Annotated in this window: 15 protein-coding genes; 4 read left to right on the top strand and 11 right to left on the bottom strand. The window is 71.3% G+C overall.

All coding sequences use genetic code 11. The features are described 5' to 3' along the window. Positions 1-9: 9 nt before the first annotated feature. The 3 genes from AQI88_RS07460 to AQI88_RS07450 form a co-directional block, all read right to left on the bottom strand. Positions 10-972 (bottom strand): NAD(P)H-binding protein, encoded by a 963-nt coding sequence (locus AQI88_RS07460; RefSeq protein ID WP_079057440.1) that lies wholly within the window; start codon positions 970-972, stop codon positions 10-12. A gap of 188 nt (positions 973-1,160) precedes the next feature. Beyond that, positions 1,161-2,426 (bottom strand): MFS transporter, encoded by a 1,266-nt coding sequence (locus AQI88_RS07455; protein WP_066993916.1) that lies wholly within the window; start codon positions 2,424-2,426, stop codon positions 1,161-1,163. Further along, positions 2,423-3,781, bottom strand: coding sequence for an MBL fold metallo-hydrolase (locus tag AQI88_RS07450; protein WP_066993913.1), 1,359 nt, complete (start codon positions 3,779-3,781; stop codon positions 2,423-2,425). The genes AQI88_RS07455 and AQI88_RS07450 overlap by 4 nt, the downstream gene beginning before the upstream one ends. An 86-nt stretch (positions 3,782-3,867) precedes the next feature. On the opposite strand from AQI88_RS07450, the gene AQI88_RS07445 reads away from it, so the two are divergent. Both AQI88_RS07445 and AQI88_RS07440 read left to right on the top strand, forming a co-directional pair. After that, complete coding sequence (locus AQI88_RS07445) at positions 3,868-4,536, top strand: metalloregulator ArsR/SmtB family transcription factor (RefSeq protein WP_066994952.1); 669 nt, start codon at positions 3,868-3,870, stop codon at positions 4,534-4,536. Next, positions 4,533-5,696, top strand: a complete 1,164-nt coding sequence (locus tag AQI88_RS07440; RefSeq protein ID WP_066993910.1) for a cysteine desulfurase family protein — start codon at positions 4,533-4,535, stop codon at positions 5,694-5,696. The genes AQI88_RS07445 and AQI88_RS07440 overlap by 4 nt, the downstream gene beginning before the upstream one ends. Positions 5,697-5,937: 241 nt before the next feature. Here the strand turns inward: AQI88_RS07440 and AQI88_RS07435 are convergent, their stop codons facing one another. Then, on the bottom strand, positions 5,938-6,711 hold the full coding sequence (locus tag AQI88_RS07435) for a YqjF family protein (RefSeq protein WP_066993907.1): 774 nt from the start codon (positions 6,709-6,711) through the stop codon (positions 5,938-5,940). Between the two features lie 106 nt (positions 6,712-6,817). On the opposite strand from AQI88_RS07435, the gene AQI88_RS49020 reads away from it, so the two are divergent. Together AQI88_RS49020 and AQI88_RS07425 are read left to right on the top strand one after the other, a co-directional pair. After that, on the top strand, positions 6,818-7,591 hold the full coding sequence (locus tag AQI88_RS49020) for a TetR/AcrR family transcriptional regulator (protein WP_066993904.1): 774 nt from the start codon (positions 6,818-6,820) through the stop codon (positions 7,589-7,591). Between the two features lie 71 nt (positions 7,592-7,662). After that, positions 7,663-8,625 (top strand): quinone oxidoreductase family protein, encoded by a 963-nt coding sequence (locus AQI88_RS07425; protein ID WP_066993901.1) that lies wholly within the window; start codon positions 7,663-7,665, stop codon positions 8,623-8,625. A gap of 161 nt (positions 8,626-8,786) precedes the next feature. Here the strand turns inward: AQI88_RS07425 and AQI88_RS07420 are convergent, their stop codons facing one another. The 7 genes from AQI88_RS07420 to blsG form a co-directional block, all read right to left on the bottom strand. Further along, on the bottom strand, positions 8,787-9,311 hold the full coding sequence (locus AQI88_RS07420) for a TIR domain-containing protein (protein ID WP_107118494.1): 525 nt from the start codon (positions 9,309-9,311) through the stop codon (positions 8,787-8,789). A gap of 9 nt (positions 9,312-9,320) precedes the next feature. Beyond that, positions 9,321-9,962, bottom strand: coding sequence for a class I SAM-dependent methyltransferase (locus AQI88_RS07415; protein ID WP_066993898.1), 642 nt, complete (start codon positions 9,960-9,962; stop codon positions 9,321-9,323). A 38-nt stretch (positions 9,963-10,000) separates the two neighbouring features. Then, positions 10,001-11,875, bottom strand: coding sequence for a hypothetical protein (locus tag AQI88_RS07410; protein WP_066993895.1), 1,875 nt, complete (start codon positions 11,873-11,875; stop codon positions 10,001-10,003). A gap of 134 nt (positions 11,876-12,009) precedes the next feature. After that, the gene (locus AQI88_RS07405) at positions 12,010-13,245 is read right to left on the bottom strand and encodes an MFS transporter (protein WP_244184069.1); all 1,236 of its coding nucleotides are present in this window, start codon (positions 13,243-13,245) and stop codon (positions 12,010-12,012) included. Between the two features lie 65 nt (positions 13,246-13,310). Continuing rightward, complete coding sequence (locus AQI88_RS07400) at positions 13,311-14,558, bottom strand: ATP-grasp domain-containing protein (protein ID WP_066993889.1); 1,248 nt, start codon at positions 14,556-14,558, stop codon at positions 13,311-13,313. Next, a complete protein-coding gene (locus tag AQI88_RS07395; RefSeq protein ID WP_066993886.1) occupies positions 14,555-15,733 on the bottom strand; it encodes a DegT/DnrJ/EryC1/StrS family aminotransferase in 1,179 nt (392 codons plus the stop codon). The genes AQI88_RS07400 and AQI88_RS07395 overlap by 4 nt, the downstream gene beginning before the upstream one ends. Continuing rightward, complete coding sequence (blsG, locus tag AQI88_RS07390; RefSeq protein ID WP_107118508.1) at positions 15,730-16,953, bottom strand: arginine 2,3-aminomutase; 1,224 nt, start codon at positions 16,951-16,953, stop codon at positions 15,730-15,732. The genes AQI88_RS07395 and blsG overlap by 4 nt, the downstream gene beginning before the upstream one ends. Positions 16,954-17,043 lie beyond the last annotated feature (90 nt).

The following is a 17,043-nucleotide window of genomic DNA, read 5'->3' as shown; positions in this document are numbered from 1 at the left end:
AGACCATGGTCAGTCGAAGAAGTTGCGGTTCTGGCGCACGAAATCGGCAAAACCGAGGGCTGCACGGCCCGTGAGGTCGGCCACGGTTGAAGTGACGGTCTCGGCACCGCCGTCGCGATAAGCGCGGGCAACTCCTATCAGGGCATCGACGTAGAACTCCGGCATCCCGCGACCCAGCATGGCCGCGCGCGCTTCGTCGTCCGGCAGTCCCACGTAGCGCACGGGCTTGCCGAGGACGTCGGAAAACTCTTCGGCGGCTTCAGCGTAGGTCAGTGCCTTCGGCCCGGTAAGGTCATAGACGCAGCCGTCATGGCCATCAGTGGTGAGAACCCGCGCTGCGACACGGGCGATGTCGCCGCTGTCGATGAAGCTTATGGGTGCGGTGATCAAGGGGAGACTGAACTCCCTGGCCTCGCGGATGGACGGCTGGCGCAGGAAGTTCTGCAGATAGAAGTTGGGTCGCAGGATCGTCCAGGCCACATCGGACGTGACCAGCGACTGTTCGACGGGCTGATGCAGCCGGGCGATCGGTGAGAGTCCTTCGTCGGCCCGCCAGACCGACAGCTTGACCACCCGAACACCCACCGCACGGACGGCTTCCAGTATGTTGAGTTCGTGCGTCGTTTGGGCGGGGCCCGTCGCGCCGAGAAGGAATACGGCCTCGATGCCATCGAGTGCGGGACCGATCGTGTCCGGCATGGCCATATCGAGCGTCACTGCCTGACCGCCCGACTCGATCACCTGAGCCGTGGTGTGCGGATCACGGTAAGCCGCCCGCGCGGCCACGCCGTCGGCATGAAGACGAGTCAGGAGAGCCGTTCCGTTTTTCGGGGGCGTTGGCGTTGCGCCGGCGCAGGCAGGCGTGCAGTGCACGGTGTGGCTGCGGTGGCTGGAGTTGGCCAGGGTGAACTGCCGCGCGTCGCGTTCCGGGTCGGGTGGTGGCCGTCCGGATGAGGAAGTCCTCGTCGTCATCGCCTAGCAGACGGCCCCGACGTAGCCGCGCCACACCGAACCCTTGCGCCTCCTTTACCGCAACGTCGAGGCGGTCACCGTCCGCGACGGGCTGATCCACGAGGTGCAGGTGTTCTTCGGCGGCAGGGTGTGACCGCGTCAGCGTGCCGAGGGTGCTGCGGACGATGGGTCATACGCGTGGTGGTGATTCATGCGCGTGGATGCGTTTCATACATGCCCAGCGCCACGGCGAAGCCGGAGGCGGCGGTGAGGGCGGCGACGGCCCAGATGGCGGTGGTCGGGCCGTAGGCATCGGCGAGTGCTCCGGCGAGCAGGGCGCCCACGGCGAAGCCGCCGTCGCGCCACAGCCGGTAGACGCCGACGGCGCGGGCGCGCCAGGCGGGGTGGGCGACGTCGCCGATGGCGGCGAGGAGGGTGGGGTAGACCAGGGCGGTGCCGACGCCGAGGAGGATCTGCGCGCCGGCCCAGACCGGGAAGGTGGTGCCCGTCGCCACCAAGGCGATGGCGACGGCCTGGACGAGCATGCCGGCGGTGATCAGGTGCTTGCGGCCGATCCGGTCGGACCACCAGCCGGTGAACAGCTGTCCGAAGCCCCACACCGCCGGGTAGAGGGCGGCCAGGACGCCGATCCGGGCGACGGACAGGCCGTGGGCGGCGAAGAGGAGCGGGAAGATGCCCCAGGCGAGGGCGTCGTTGAGATTGTTGACCAGGCCGGCCTGGCTGGCAGCGGACAGGGCCTTGTCACGGACGCTGGTGAGCCAGGCGATCTGCCGGGTGGTCAGCTCGCCGTGGTGGTCGGGGTTGCTCGGGGCGGGGTGGAGAGCAGCCTCGGCGCGTGCGTGTTCGCGGGTCTCGAGGACGGCGAGAGTGGACAGGCCCAGGGCGAGGGCGGCGTAGGCGGCGCCGAGGAGGAAGGGGGCGGGGCGCAGGCCCCAGTGGGAGGCGATGGCGCCGGTGGCCATGGCGGTGGCCGCGAGGGCGACATAGCCGGAGGCTTCGTTGAAGCCCATGGCCAGACCGCGCCGGGCCGGGCCGACCAGGTCGATCTTCATGATGACGGTGGTGGACCAGGTCAGGCCCTGGTTGATGCCGAGCAGGACGTTGGCGAAGACGATCCAGCCCCAGGACGGTCCCCAGATCAGCAGCACCGGCACCGGCAGCGCCACCAGCCACCCCGCCACGAGGACGGGCTTACGGCCGTAACGGTCGCAGAGGGTGCCGGCGAAGAAGTTGGTGATCGCCTTGGTGGCGCCGAAGGCCACGATGTAGGTCAGTGCGGCGGTGTAGGCGGACAGGCGGAACACGTCGCGCGCCAGCAGCGGCAGCACGGTGCGCTCCTGGCCGAGCATGCCGCCCACGAGGGCGTTGACGGCGACGAGCAGGGTGAACTGGGCGAGGTTGGCGTGCAGCCCGAGCCGTATGCCGCGCTCCGGGGTGGTGGTGCCGGAGGTCACTCGCCCTCCTCGAGGGAGCGGCCGGTGGCCTTGGCCCAGTCGTCGGGGCCGCCTGCCAGCACGGCGAGGCCGTGGTGTCCGGCGCGCTGGAGAAGGCTGGCGGCGGTCATGGCGCGCTCGCCGTGCCCGCAGTGCACGACCGCGCCGGCGGGTACCTCGTCGGTGCGGGCCGACAGGTCGCCGAGCTCGATGCCGACGGCGCCCGGGATGTGCCCGGCGACGCGCTCGGCGTCCTGACGGACGTCGAGGACGGGGCGGTCGGTCATGCGGTCGGCGGTGACCAGTCCGATGGTCTGCTGCTCGCCCCCGTCGGCGAGCCAGGCACTCATCGGGAGGTGGCCCGTGAGGCGTTCATAGCCGATCTTCAGGGCCTGCCAGGTGAGTTCGGCGAGGTCCTGGCCGGGGGCGGTGACGAAGACGAGCGGGGTGTCGTCGGGCAGGAGCCAGCCGAGCCAGGTGGCGAACTGGTCGCGCAGCGGGATGGAGATCGCACCGGGAATGTGCCCCGCGGCGAAGTCGGCGGCGGGGCGGACATCGACCAACTCGCCGCCCATACCCCGAAGTCGGACCGCTTCTGTGGGTGTCAGCCGCGGCAGTCCGGGTTCGGCGTCGAGGACGGCGGGGCCGCGCCGGTTGGCCTCGGCGAGGCGGTCGAAGTACGCGGGAAAGGTGCCGAGGCTGCCCAGCAGCCGCCGTACGAAGGAGTCCTCGTCCGGGGCGGCGAGCAGTGGGTTCGTCTGCTTCTGGGCGCCGATGGTGGTGGTGCGTTCGGCGTCGGGCGGGGCCGAGCAGAAGGACCCTGCGCCGTGCGTGGGCCACACGGACACCTGGTCGGGCAGCTCCGTCAGGCGCCGGAGCGAGTGGTACTGGGCGCGGGCCAGTTCCTCGGCGCGGTCGGCGCCGAGCAGGTCGGTACGGGCGGCCGAGCCGACGATCAGGGAGCCGCCGGTGAAGACCCCCAGTTCCCGGGCGCCGTCCAGGAGGAGGAAGGACAGGTGCTCGTCGGTGTGGCCCGGGGTGGCCAGCGCGCGCAGGGTCAGTCCGCCCAGGTCGGTCTCGTCGCCGTCGCCGAGTGCGTGGTGCGGGAAGGCCCGGTGCCCGCGGGCTGAGGCGAGGACGGTCGCTGCGTCGTCGTGGGCGAGCTGGACGGCGCCGGAGAGGAAGTCGGCGTGCAGGTGGGTGTCGGCCGCGTAGGCGATCCGCAGTCCTCGCGGCTCGGCGGCGGTGCGCAGGGCGCGCAGGTCCCGGCCGGCGTCCACGGCCAGGGCGCGGCCGTCGCCCAGGTCGACGAGGTAGGCGCTGTTGCCCAGCCCGGCGTCGACGAGCGGTATCAGGTGATCGTCGCCGAAACCCATCGGATCCTCCAGATTCCACGGTAGGGACCGGGTCGCCCCAGCGCTCGTCCTTCTCTACAATATTCCATGGATTTATGGAGGATGTCATGGGAGATGCCGCGCGCAAAGCCGCGCTGTACGACGCGTTCGCCCGCACCGGCAAGGCGCTGAGCAGCGGAAAGCGCCTGGAACTGCTCGACCTGCTGGCTCAGGGCGAGCGCCCCGTCGACGCCCTCGCCAGAACGGCCGGGCTGAACCTGACGACCGCCTCGGCACACCTGCAGACCCTGAAACAGGCCGGGCTGGTGGCGACCCGCCGCGATGGTGTGCGCATCCACTACCGGCTCGCCGGGGACGACGTAGCCGCCCTCTACGTGTTGTTCCGTCAGGTCGCGCAGGCCCATCAGAGCGCGGTCGAGCCCGCCCGCGCCGCCTACCTCGGCCCGGCCGACGCGCACGAGGTGAGCCGCGAGGAACTGCTCGCCCGCTCAGCCGCCGGCGAGGTCGTGGTCCTGGACGTGCGGCCGGTCGAGGAGTACGCCGCCGGCCACATCCCGGGCGCCCTCTCCGTCCCGGTCGAGGAACTTGCCGAGCGCATCGCCGAGCTGCCGCAGGAGACCGAGGTCGTGGCCTACTGCCGGGGCGCCTACTGCGTGCTCGCCCACGACGCCGTACGCCTCCTGCACGCGCGCGGCCGCAGGGCGGTCCGGCTGACCGACGGGATGCTGGAATGGCGGCTGGCCGAGCTGCCCGTCGAGACGGAGAACGCCGCATGATCCCTCCACACCCCGCGCTGCACGGCGGCCCCGTCTACCTGGACCACAACGCCACCACCCCCGTCGACCCGCGCGTTGCGGAAGCGATGTGGCCGTATCTGACGGACTGGTTCGGCAACCCCTCCAGCGCCCACGCCTACGCGAGGGAGCCCCACGCTGCCCTGACCCGCGCCCGCGCGCAGGTGGCCGCACTGATCGGCGGGCAGTCCGGGGAGATCGTCTTCACCGGCTCCGGCTCGGAGGCCGACAACCTCGCCCTCCGGGGCGCGGTCCTGGCCGCCGAAACCGATCGGCCGCACGTGGTCACGCAGGTCACCGAGCACCCGGCCGTCCTGCAGACCTGCCGGGCGCTGGAGCGGCTGCACGGCGTGGAGGTGACCTACCTGCCGGTCGACGCGGACGGTCTGGTCGATCCCGCCGCCCTCGCCGCCGCCCTCACGCAACGGACGGTCCTCGTCTCGGTCATGGCGGCCAACAACGAGACCGGTGCTGTGCAGCCGATCGCCGAACTCGCCCGCGCAACCCGCGCGCACGGAGCGGTGTTCCACTGCGACGCCGCGCAGGCCGTGGGCAAGCTCCCCCTGAACGTGGACGAGCTGGGTGTGGACCTGCTGACCGTCGTAGGGCACAAGATGTACGCGCCCAAGGGCATCGCCGCCCTGTACGTACGCGACGGCATCACCCTCGAACCTCTCGTCTACGGCGGAGGCCAGGAGCAGGGCCTGCGTGCGGGCACGGAGAACGTCGCCCTCTCGGTCGCCCTGGGCGCCGCAGCGGAACTCGCCGCCGAAGAACTGGCCGACGACGGTCACCGCCGCATCCAGGACCTGCGTGATCGCCTGCATGCAGAGCTGAGCGATGCATTGCCGGGCCGAGTCCGTCTCAACGGGCCCGCCGAGCCGCGGCTGCCCAACACCCTCAACATCAGCATCGAAGGCATCCGTAGCCACGAACTGCTGGCCGCCGCGCCCGAGGTGGCCGCCTCGACCGGCTCGGCCTGCCACAGCGGCGACCACACGCTCTCACCGGTCCTGCACGCCATGGGCCTGGACGACAGCCGCGGCCTGTCAGCCTTCCGCCTGTCCTTGGGGCGCTGGACAACCGTCGAAGAGGTCAACCGGGCGGCATATCTGCTCATCAGGGCCGTCCGTACGACATGACGCGGTCCTGGCTTCGCCACCGAACGGCCCGCTGGTCCTCGACGGCACGGGCATGCCGCTGCACCTGCGCAGCACACGACTCCCGCCACCGGTCGTGCGCGGACCACCAGGCGGCGAACCGACCGGCACAGGCGGCCCGGCAGCAGCCCCAGCCCCGTGGGGCGGCCGAAATATCCCACGCGGCCGCGCGTCGCCAGACAGCGTGACGCCGACCCCGGTTCCTGTTGGAAGGGGGGTGGGTTCAGGGGGTGGGGATGCCGCCCGGGGTACGGGGCGGGCGTCCGAAGCGGACCGGGACTCCGGGGGAGTAGAGCACGCTGACGGGCGGCCCGACCGGTGCGGGTAGGCCCGCCGCGGCCACGAGGTTCTCGTCGCAGCGCAGCAGCTCGGCATGGTGGAGCGGCCAGCGCGGGTGCGTGTTCGGGAGGTACAGGGACCGGCCGAAGAAGGCGCTGTGCATGCCCCAGCGGGCGGTCAGGAAGTGCTCGAGTTCGGTCGGTGCCTCGACCCGTTCGCCGATCCGTATCGCGATGCTGCTGTGCGCGCCGCGAGGTCCCGGCCGGCGTCGGCTGCTGGTGTAGGTGACCGTCGTGCCCTGCCGGCTGACCTCCATCCGCGACCAGATGTACGGGAGACGGAACGCAGCCCGTCCGACGGCTACGGGGATCAGGCGGGAAGCGTCGAGGGAGCGGAAGACCACGCCGCGTCGGCCATGGGCGTCCACGGAGTACAGGCGGACGTTGGTCTCCGGGAAGGAACCGAGGTACGGGATACCGGGAAGACGGAACCATCCGACGCGGTGCATCCGGAACGAGACGAGGCCGACGTATGTGACGCCGTGCAGGGTGTCCGGCCGGGTGCCGGTCGGCAGCAGCGGGGCGACGTCCGCCGGGTCGGCGGCCCAGTGGAGGAAGGCCAGGTCGAGCCAGGACTGGGTGAGAAGCGGCCGGTCCGCGGCATGGGGCGGGTCGGCCGTTATGGGTTCGGGTTCCACGCTGAGGGGTGGCTGCGGCATCGAGCCAGTATCCCGAAGCAGCCCGCCCGGCGGAACGCGGCACAACTCATCGGCGGAACTGTGAAGTTACAGGTGACTTACTAGTAGCTACAAGCGAGGCGCGATCATGGAACGGGCCAGGCGGCTGGCGGGCGCGGATCGCCGCGAGCAGGTGCTGAAAATTGCCGCGGAGGAGTTCGCGGTGCACGGGCTGCACGGGGTGTCCGCCGAGGTGATTGCCCGCAAGGCGGGTATCACGCACGCCTACGTCTTCCGCCTCTTCGGTACGAAGAAGCAGCTGTTCCTCGAGGTCGTCCGCCGTGCTTTTGCTGCCATGGCCGGCGGCCTCGCCGAAGCCGCCGGCCCGGCCGCGGGCTTGGAGGCGCTTGCGGCGATGGGGCGGCGTGACGACGCCAGCCTGTCCGACCGCACCCTGCTGCTTCAGTTGCAGGCGTTCGCCGCGTGCGGCGACGCCGAGGTGCGCGCGGCGGTGTGCCGGTCACCGGTTCGCCTCGGCCGTCAGGTGCTCGAACAGCCCGACGTGGATGCGGGTGGTGGCCTGGGCAGCCCAGCCGCAACCGGGCCCCGGACAACGGCCGTCGGCCGTCTGCTGGTGCCTGCGCTGATGTTCATCGCCCTGGTCGTCGCGGTGGTGGGCAGCCTCGGGGCGCCGCTGATCACCTCGGTGGCGGGTGACTTCGGCGTCTCGCTGGCAGCGGCGCAGTGGACGCTCACCGCCCCGCTGCTGGTGGGCGCAATCGCCACCCCGGTTCTCTGGCGTCTTGGTACCGGGCCGCGTCGGCGCCAGGTCATCCTCGCCGCCCTCGCCGTGGTGGTCGCCGGCAGCCTGCTGACCGTGGTGCCGCCGTCGTTCGGCTGGTTGCTGGCAGTGATTGGGTAGTCGGGCGCTGAGGAGGCCGGCCAGGAGGCCGGCCTGATCGCAGAGGTCTGTCCCGTGAAGGAGGGGCGTTCATGCGTGCCATGCAGTACGAACGGTTCGGTGGGCCGGAGGTCCTGGCGCCGGCCGAGGTGCCGGATCCGGTGGCGGGGAGGGGCGAGACTGTGGTCGAGGTGGCGGCCGCGGGCGTCAACTTCGGTGACATCAAGCAGATCGCGGGCGAGCACACCGCCGGTCCGTACGCGCCGAAGGGGCCGCTGCCGCTCGTACCCGGCCTGGAGGTCGTCGGCCGGACCGCAGACGGTCGGCGGGTCCTCGGCTACGTTCGACAGGGTGGCTACGCCGAGAAGGCCGTCGTCGCCGACCGTGACCTGGTCACGGTGCCGGAGGGGGTGAGTGCGGGCGAGGCGCTGGCTCTGCTCATCCAGGGGCTGACGGCGTGGCATCTGTTGCGCTCGGCCGCCCGGATACGGCCCGGCGAGAGCGTGGTGGTGCATGCCGCCGCGGGCGGAACGGGCAGTCTCGCCGTCCAGCTGGCACGGGAGTTCGGGGCGGGCCGTGTCATCGCCATGGCGTCGTCCGAGGAGAAGCGTGCCTTCGCCCTCGAACTCGGCGCGGATGTGGCGATCGACGGCGACGCGGAGGGCTATCAGGAGCGGATCCTCTACGCCAACCACGGACAGCCGGTCGACATCGTCCTGGACGCCATCGGCGGCCCGGTTCTCGACTCCGCTCTGGACACCCTCGGCTATCTCGGGCGTCTGGTCACCTACGGCGCCTCGTCCCGGCAGGCCGCTTCCGCCGTCGCGCCCGGCCGTCTCGCGATGGAGAGCCGTACCGTCGCCGGCTTCTGGATCATCCCCCTCATCGCCCGGGACGGGGCCGGTGGTACCGCGCTCGAGGAACTGCTCCGGCTCACGGCGCGGCGACGCCTGCGTCCGCTGGTCGGCGCGGAGTACGACCTCATGCGCGCCCGCGACGCCCATGAGGACCTGCTCGCCCGCCGCACGAAGGGGAAGCTGGTTCTCCGTCCGTGAAGCCGGTCTTCGCCGGGAGGGGCCGCACCTTGGCGCGGGGCCCGGACACACCCCGAGAGGGGCACCTGACGGGCGCGAGCCCGACGGCGGTGCGGCGCGTCGGGTGACACCCCGCCCCGCGCACCTCCCGTTGCGCGGGGCGCAGTGCGTTGCACGGCCGGTCAGGGCGTTCCGGCCGGGTTGTTCACGCGGTCCACCACCCGGCGGATCGCCGCGTCGATCTGCGGTGTCGCCCGGCCGACGTCCGTGTAGTGGACGAACTCGACCGTGGCGACCGAGCCGAGACCGCGGACGAGAAAGCCGTACTCCTCCTCCCTGCCCGCCTCCAGCAGCAGCACGACAGGCTTGTCGAAGGCGCTCGCCCAGCCGATCTCGACATGGGTGCCCGGGGAGGGCGGGATGCCCGGGATGGCGACGAAGACGTCCGCCTTGCGGATCTCCAGCTGGTCCAGGGGCGTGCACTGTTCGGGTGCCAGCACCTGCGCACCCCAGGCCTCCCGGCGGTGGGCGTTGTAGACCTCCAGGCCCTGTTTCTCGAAGTGCTCGATGAGCGTGAGGAACGGAAGCTGTTCGGCGCTCGGCATGCTGTTGGTCTCCGGGTTGACCAGACCCATGAAGGGACCGGCGAGAAAGACACTGCGCACACCGTCGAGGACGGGCTTCGACGTACTGGTGATGACGGTCACGAGGTTCCCTCAGTCCTTGTAGAAGCACTGGATGTAGGCGTTGCCACGGGTGCCGTAGGTGTATTCCGTGCTCTCGTACGCCTGGTACGGATGCCGTTCCACATGGACCCGGCGGAAGTGCTCGACGTACTGCCAGCGCAGCTCGGGCTTGGTGCTGAAGAACGGGATGAAGACACCTCCGGGCCGCAGCACCCGGACCACCTCGGGCACCGTCCTCGCCCACAGCTCCTTGTCCGTCCACACCTCCATGTCGAGGGCCGGGTCGAAGAACATGCCGTCGAAGCTCTCGCTCGGCAGCTCCTTGATCCGCTGGAAGAAGTCGCCGCGTTCGATGGAGAGGCACGGCGGCAGGCCGGGGTTGGCGGCGTGGAACAACTCCTCGACCTCGTCGAAGAGTTCCAGGACGGTGTGGCTCCGGGTGGCCGGGTGGTGTGCGATCCGCAGTGCCGACAGACCGAGGCCCAGTCCGACCTCGTAGAAGTCCTGCCCGTGTCGGCACAGGAGGTCGGCGCTGGCCCACATCAGGTCGCGTTCCCACGCCTGCATGGCCTGCTCGCCGCCGATGCTCAACGTCACCTCGCCGTCCCTCTCGATCAGCTCGATCTCGGGCTTGGCGGAGTGCGCGGCGGTTGAGCCGGTGCTCTGCTCCATTGCTGTCCTCCTCGGGACGGGAAGGAGACCGACGGCTGTCAGCCTCGCCGGGGAACGACTCCGAAGTGCCGCCGGGCGGTGGAGACCGCCAGGTCCTGCACCGCGAAGACGGTGAAGTAGTAGGCCTGCGGCGCCGTTTGCCCGTCGAACCGCACCCGGAACGTCACGTCCCTGGTGGTCCGGTCCGACCCCTTGACCTTGACGATCGCCGGTTCGACGACGGTGTCCTCGCGCAGGTACGTCGGCACGAACAGGCCGAGCCGCACCGGGCCCGGACGCGCCGCGGTCAGTTCGGCACGGACCTCCAGCACCCCGCCCGCTGGAACCTCGTCCTCGGCGAAGGCGAGCAGTTCCGGCGAGTCCGGCACCCGGAAGGTCACATCGCCGCAGCGCAGACACACCACGCACACCGTGTCGAGGATGTGCGGCAGCAGACCGCGCCGGGTGAAACGCTGCGCGGGCCGGCCGCAGTGGCAGGTCACCTCGTCGACCCGTTCGTCCAGCCGGCTGCGGTCGCCGAAGTGCGCGGGATAGTTCATCAGCTCGGTCTCCGGATGGCCGGTGACCTGCTCGGCGACAGCGTGGTCGAGGGACTGCAGATCGGCCTCCAGGGAGGCCCGGATCTCGCTGTCCGACTGGTCGGCGGAATGGGTGGGACGGGCGACCCACAGGTCCACTTTGCGGGCGAGCCTGGCCAGCCGGGGACGCAGGGAGTGGTTGTGCGGCAGCAGCTCCCCGCTGAGCAGCGCGGTGAGTCGTGTGCCGGCCGTCAGGAGCAAGGCGTCGGGACGGTGGTCCGACGGCACGGGTCGGACGCCCTCCTGCCGGTCGGGCAGGCCGAAGCGCATGAAGGCGGGGTAGGGGTGCGAACCGGCCAGGCTGGCGTTGAGGGCGTCGACGGAGTCGGCTCCGGTGGCGGCCGCCCGCATCCAGGCCGCGTTCTCGGGCCGGTCGGAGTCGTGCACGGAGACGGCGGAGACGACCGTGCGGGCCGGACCGTCCAGTGCGTTGAGCAGGATCTGGTAGCGCGGGTCGTAGAGCGCGAGGTCGGACAGCGGTCCGCTGTTGCAGGCGCTGAGGACGACCTCGGCGGCCGTCACCTCGTTCAGCGCTACGAGCTTGTCCTCCGGCTTGTAGCAGGGCAGGCCGTAGGCGCAGCGCGGGCCGAGGAGCCCGGCGTCCCTGGGGGCGGTGTCGTTGAGCCCGCAGAGGGTGAACTCGCCCAGGTTGATGCTGTCGTCCTTGCCGTGGCCCTGGAAGACGACCTTGCGCCAGGGGTGGCCGAGGATCTCCGCCTGGATGTCGACGCGCTCGAAGTCCCGGTCGTCGTAGACCCGTACCCCGTCGGTGGAGGCGGGGCGGTCGGTGTCGGTGAACAGTCCCAGACGGGTGAGGGACTCCCGCGTCCGCGCGTACTGCTTGGCCGCGTTCCACAGGAGGGAGACCGGGTCGCGGCCGCTGAGGAAGGTCAGGCCGAGCCCCGCGGCCCGGTACGTGCTCTGCAGCAGGCCGCGCACCGGGTCCAGCCGAAGCCGGTCGTAGGTGCCCACCACCAGGAGGGTGCCGCGCAGGTCGTGCCCGAACCTGCGCAGGTCGTCGGGCGCCAGCCACGTGCGGGCGAGCGGCGCGACCAGGTCGGTGAGACCGTCCGGCAACTCCTCGCCGCCCAGCACCACGCCGTGGTCGAGCGGTGCGGGCCGGGCCGTACCGTCGTACAGGCGGCCCGCCAGTTCGATGGCCCGCTCCAAGTCGGCGCGGCCCTCGGTGAGGACCGGCACCGGTGTGGTCCCGGGGGCCGCGAGGAACTCCTTCACCGCGGTGCTGAGTCGGTTCGGCGGCACCGGCCGGAAGAGCGGTGGGCGCACGGACGCGCTCTGCTCGGTGGTACGCGGATCGGTGTGGGCGGACTGCATCTGGTTGACCTCTGTCCCTGGTTTCACTGGCTGGGCGTGCGAAGGTTTCACTGGCTGGCCGTGCGAACGGGCTGTGACATGGAGTGGCGGTACGGGGTGCCGGGGGCGCCGCTCTCCTCGGGCGTGCGGCCGGGTCAGCCGCCGCCCGTGCCGGCGGTGGCGGGTGCGGCCGTCGTGCGGGCGAACAGGCCGCGGCAGCCGAACGCCCCCAGTGCGGTGAGTAGCGCAGTGCCCACCGCGACCGCGAAGACGCCGTGCGGCCCGAGCGGGTCGGCCAGCAGACCGCCCGTCTGCTGGCCGACCGCCTCTCCCAGCACGGTGGACAAAGACGCCCAGGTGAACGCCTCGGTCAGCAGGCGGCCGTCGGCGAGCGTGCTGACCAGGGTCATCTCGGCGGCGGAGACGAGCGCGATGGGGGCACCGCCCACCGCCAGGGCGAGCCCGAGGGTGATCTCGGAACCGGCCAGCAGCGGCAGGGCCGTACCCGCCGCGAAGGCGAGGACCAGCCAGGGGAAGCGGCGGTGCACGGGCCGCTCTGTCTGGCTGTCCCCGAGCCACAGCGCCCCGACCGCGCTGCCGATGCCCCAGCAGGCGTAGACGAACCCGGTCCGCCCGGCCGTGCCGTGCGCGTCGACGAAGGCCGGGATGGCGAGGGTCATCAGGCCGATCGGCACGGCCGAGGCGGCCATCACCGCGAGCAGCCCGAGCAGGGCCCGGTTGCGCAGCGGGCCCAGCAGTCCGCCGGGTGGGCCGCCCGACTCCGCTGCCGCCCGGTCCGGTTCGGTCACTTCGGGCGGCAGCGGGGTGAGCGCCAGCCCGACCGCACCGATGCCGCCGAGCACGGCGACCGCGGTCAGGGCGGAGCCGACCGAGGCGGCGAACATCAGCGCCGCGAGCATGACGGGCGTGCCGATGACGAGGAGTTCGGTGAGCAGCGCCTCCCACAGGTAGGCGGTCGCCCGCTCGTCCTCTTCGAGCGGCAGGCGCGCCCACAGGCTGCGCATACAGGCGTTGGCCGGGGGCAGGGAAGCTCCGGCGAGTACCGCCAGGACGAGCTGTGCGGGGTCGGCCGGTACGGTCGCCCACACCAGGAGGATGAGAGCGGCCGGATACGTCCCGCCCGTGGCGAGCAGCACGGGCCGCCGGCCGGCGCGGTCGACCCGGCGGGCGACGAGCGGGCTGCCCAGCGCCATGCCCGCGGTGTACAGGGCGGAGACGAGGCCCGCCTGGGGGTAGCCGCCGCCCTGCTCCCGCACCACGAGGACCATGGCGAGCGACATCAGGTAGACGGGCAGCCTGGAGACCACGCTCCACCAGGCGAGCCCGGCGATGTGCGGGCGCGTCAGCAGGCGCAGGAACCTCCGTGGCATCCCTGTCATGGTGGTTCGGTCCTCCGTGGGTCGTGAACGGATGGGGGGCGCAGGCGGCGCGCCGGTCAGGGGGAAGGCGCCGGTGCGGCCTCGGCGCCCGCGGCGACCTCGATGCTGAAGACGTCCAGCACGTGTCTCATGCGCTCTTCCACCTCGGCGGCCGTCGCGCCCTCGACATGGACGTGTCCGCAGGAGCTGTGCGAGGCCCGGCGTGCGGTGACACGCTCGCCTGGAGCGGTGCGCAGGGCGGCCGCGATGACGCCGGGCATGCGCAGCAGTTCCTCCTGCGAGGTCAGCGCGGTGACCGTGCCGGTGCCGGGCAGCGGCAGCAGCAGATCGCCGACGCAGCGGCGCTCGCCGTACTCCAGGGCGGGGCGGCGACCGGCGTACACGTCGAGGGTCGCGCCGAAGACGTCGAACCCGTAGGCATGCCCGTGGTTGGCGGCGATCTCGCAGCCGGCCATCCGGAGCCCGACCTCACCGGCGTACACGCGGCCGTCGATCTCGAAGAACTCCATGTGCAGGTAACCGTGGTCCAACCCCATCCCATGGACGATGCGTCGCACCGCGCCGGTCACGTCGCAGGCCGGTCCGGGGCCGGAGGCGACGCTGATGTTCGCGTTCATGGCTCCTTCGACGATGTCGAGGGGCCGGCACGGCATGGCACTGGGCCAGACGTCGAGCACCTCACCGTCGAGGATCAGCGCACACGCCTCCCACTCGGTGCCGCCGAGGTACTGCTCCACCATCCAGCGGCGTGCGGTGAGATCGACCCGGCCGAGGTCGGCCGGTTCGCGCAGGAGGTGGGTGTCCACACAGGCGAAGGAGTCGACGGGCTTGAGGACCACCGGCCAGCCGTGGGCGGCGGCGAAGCGCGTCACGTCACCGGCGGTCCGGATATGGGCGTAGATGGCGGTGCGCAGCCCCAGCTCCCGGAACTTGTCCTTCATGTCAGCCTTGTTGCGCACCCACCGCACCTGCCAGGGTGTCAGGTGCGGCAGGCCCACCAGCCCCGCGAAGCGCTGCGCGATGTCCTGACGGGGTTCGGAGGGGTTGCAGAAGCGGGTCGGGCGGGCCTGCTGCCGGCGGATCCAGTCGAGGTAGCGCCGGGCCTCGGCCGCGAGCGGCGCGCCGCGGCGGATCCAGAAGGCCGGCAGATGGGCGGTCTCGTCCAGGTACTGCGCCGACATGTCGGCGCGCGCGTCCTCGAAGCGCAGCAGGACCAGGCCGTCGCCGCGGTTGCGTGCGGCATGGCGGGTGAAGGAGGAGGCCCGGTCGTCCGCCAGCAGAACAGTCTCCGAAGCCCCGGTCACAGCGACTCCAGCGTCTGCCGGAGCGTCTTGGCCGCCACCCGCTGCTCGGTCTCGGACAGCTCGGGGGACAGCGGCACGCACAGGGTGCGGTCGAGCAGCGAGCGGGTACGGGCGAAGCCGTCCCTGCTGATGGCGCGGGGGATCCCGTCGGCGAGGTTCCAGGGGAAGCCGTCCGCGTACAGGGAGTTGCGTGAGGTGAGGACCGGGTGTTCCGGCAGGAAATACTTGCCGAGGGTCCAGTGGGCGATGCCCCGCGCGCTGAGCCGGGCCACCGCCGCGTCCCGCAGCTCCCGGCTCTCCAGCCGCAGCCGCAGGCTGATCTTCGCGTCGCCGGCCGACCGGGGCAGCAGCGCGATGTCTTTGCGGCCCGGGAGTTCCTGCGCGGTGATGGCGTAGTGGCGCTCCAGGCCGGCCAGGATGCCGTCAAGGTGCCGGAACTGCTGCAACTGGATGGCGGCGACCTCCTCGCTGGTGACGAAGTTCTCGCCGTAGTAGGCGCCCTCGTTCCAGGTGGGGTAGCGGCCGGGCACCCGTGCCGAGCCGTGGTCGTGGTAGCAGCGCATCACCTGCCAGGCCGCGGGGTCGTTGGTGACCAGCAGTCCGCCCTCGCCCGAGGTCAGGATCTTGTTGTGGTGGAAGCTGAAGGCACCGGCGTAGCCGCGGGTGCCGGTGCGCCGGCCGTCCGGGAAGACGGCGCCGAGGGCCTGCGCCGCGTCCTCGATGACATACGGGACGTGCTCGGGCAGCGGGGCGACCGCGCCCTCCATGTGCGCGACGACGACCCGTTGCGCGTCCGGCGGCAGTAAGGAGGCGTCCAGGGAGAACGACTCGTCGACGTCGACCGGCACCGGGATCAGCCCGGTGGACAGCACCGCGCCGGCCACCGCCACGAACGTGACGGCCGGGATGTGGACGACGTCGCCGGCCCGCGGCCGGGTGGACACCAGGGCGAGGCGCAGCGCCTCGGTGCAGTTGTGTACGGCGAGCACATGGTCCGCGCCGAGCTCTTCGGCGACCCGCCGCTCCAGCCTGTCGGCCATGCTCTCCGTCTCGGTCTGGTAGCGGAACAGCACGCCTTGTTCGATGACGTGGCGCAGTTCGCTCATGTCCGACCAGTCGAGGTAGTTGGCACCGTACGGCAGGAACCGCTGTCCCAGCCTCTTGTCGAGCGTCATCGTGCCCCCTCTCCGGTTGCCGTCGTCCGGTTTTCGGTCACGTCGGGCGCGTGTCGGAAGCCGTGCGCCGCGGCGGATTCGGTGAGGGGACAGACGCTGTCGTCGACGAGCATCTCCTCGCCCCGGTAGTTGCGCAGCGCCAGCCCGTCGGGTGTTTCGCGGTGGTACGGGCGGGCGATGGGGATCTTCCCCAGGCGGGTGGTGAGGACGTACTGGGGTACGCCGAAGCCGGTGATGTGCCCCTGCAGGCCCTCCATGATCTCCCAGCCCTTCTCGATCGAGGTCATGAAGTGGGAGACACCGGTGACGTTGTCGCAGTGGTAGAGGTAGTAGGGGCGTACGCGGATCCGCAGCAGCTCGGTCATGAGCCGGCGCATGGTGTCGACTTCGTCGTTGATCCCGCGCAGCAGGACGGTCTGGTTGCCCACCGGGATGCCATGGCGCAGCAGCCGGTCCACGGCCCGTTCGGCCTCCGGGGTGATCTCCTTGGGGTGGTTGAAGTGGGTGTTCAGCCACACGGGGTGGTATCGCGCGAGCATCGCGCACAGGTCCGGGGTGATGCGCTGCGGAAGCAGGACCGGGAAGCGGCTGCCGATCCGGATGATCTCCACGCTCGGGATGGCCCGGAGGCCGGCGATGATCTCCTCCAGCTTTCCGTCCCGGTACGACAGCGGGTCGCCGCCGGTGAGCAGCACGTCCCGGATCTCCGGGTGGCCGGCGATGTAGCGCAGGTCCTCGCTGAAGTCCTCGCCCTCGCTGCGCTCGAAGTACGTGCCGTCGACGTCCGTGGTGTGGAACTTGCGGGTGCAGTGCCGGCAGTACACCGGGCACGCCTCCGTGATCAGCATGATCACCCGGTCGGGGTACTTGTGCACGACGCGGTTGGTCTTGCGGTAGTACATGTCGCCGACCGGATCGACCTCTGCGCCGCTGAACTCCAGCAGCTCGCCGAGCGCGGGCACGGCCTGCTGCCGCACCGGGCAGCCGGGGTCGTAGGGGTCCATCAGCGAGGCGTAGTACGGCGTGACGGACCAGCGGTACTTGCCCGCCGTCTCCGCGATCGCCCGCTCCTCGAGCAGTGTGGGACGGATCCATTCCCGGGCCTTGTCGAGGTTGGTGATGCGTTTGCGCATGTGCCAGCGCCAGTCGTTCCACTGCTCGTCGGGGATGTCTTCGCGACGGGTGAGGGAAGGCCTGATCCCGTCGGGTTCCGTGCTCATCTGGGACATCGCAACTCCGGTCCGGCGACTCGGGTCGGAAGAACACCTGCGTGGGTCGGGTGCACCGCCCGGCAGGCCCGGGCGCGTGCG

Source organism: Streptomyces cellostaticus, assembly GCF_001513965.1.
Lineage (GTDB): Bacteria > Actinomycetota > Actinomycetes > Streptomycetales > Streptomycetaceae > Streptomyces > Streptomyces cellostaticus.
Note: the sequence above shows the minus strand (reverse complement) of the source record. Positions and strands in the feature narration are given on the sequence as shown.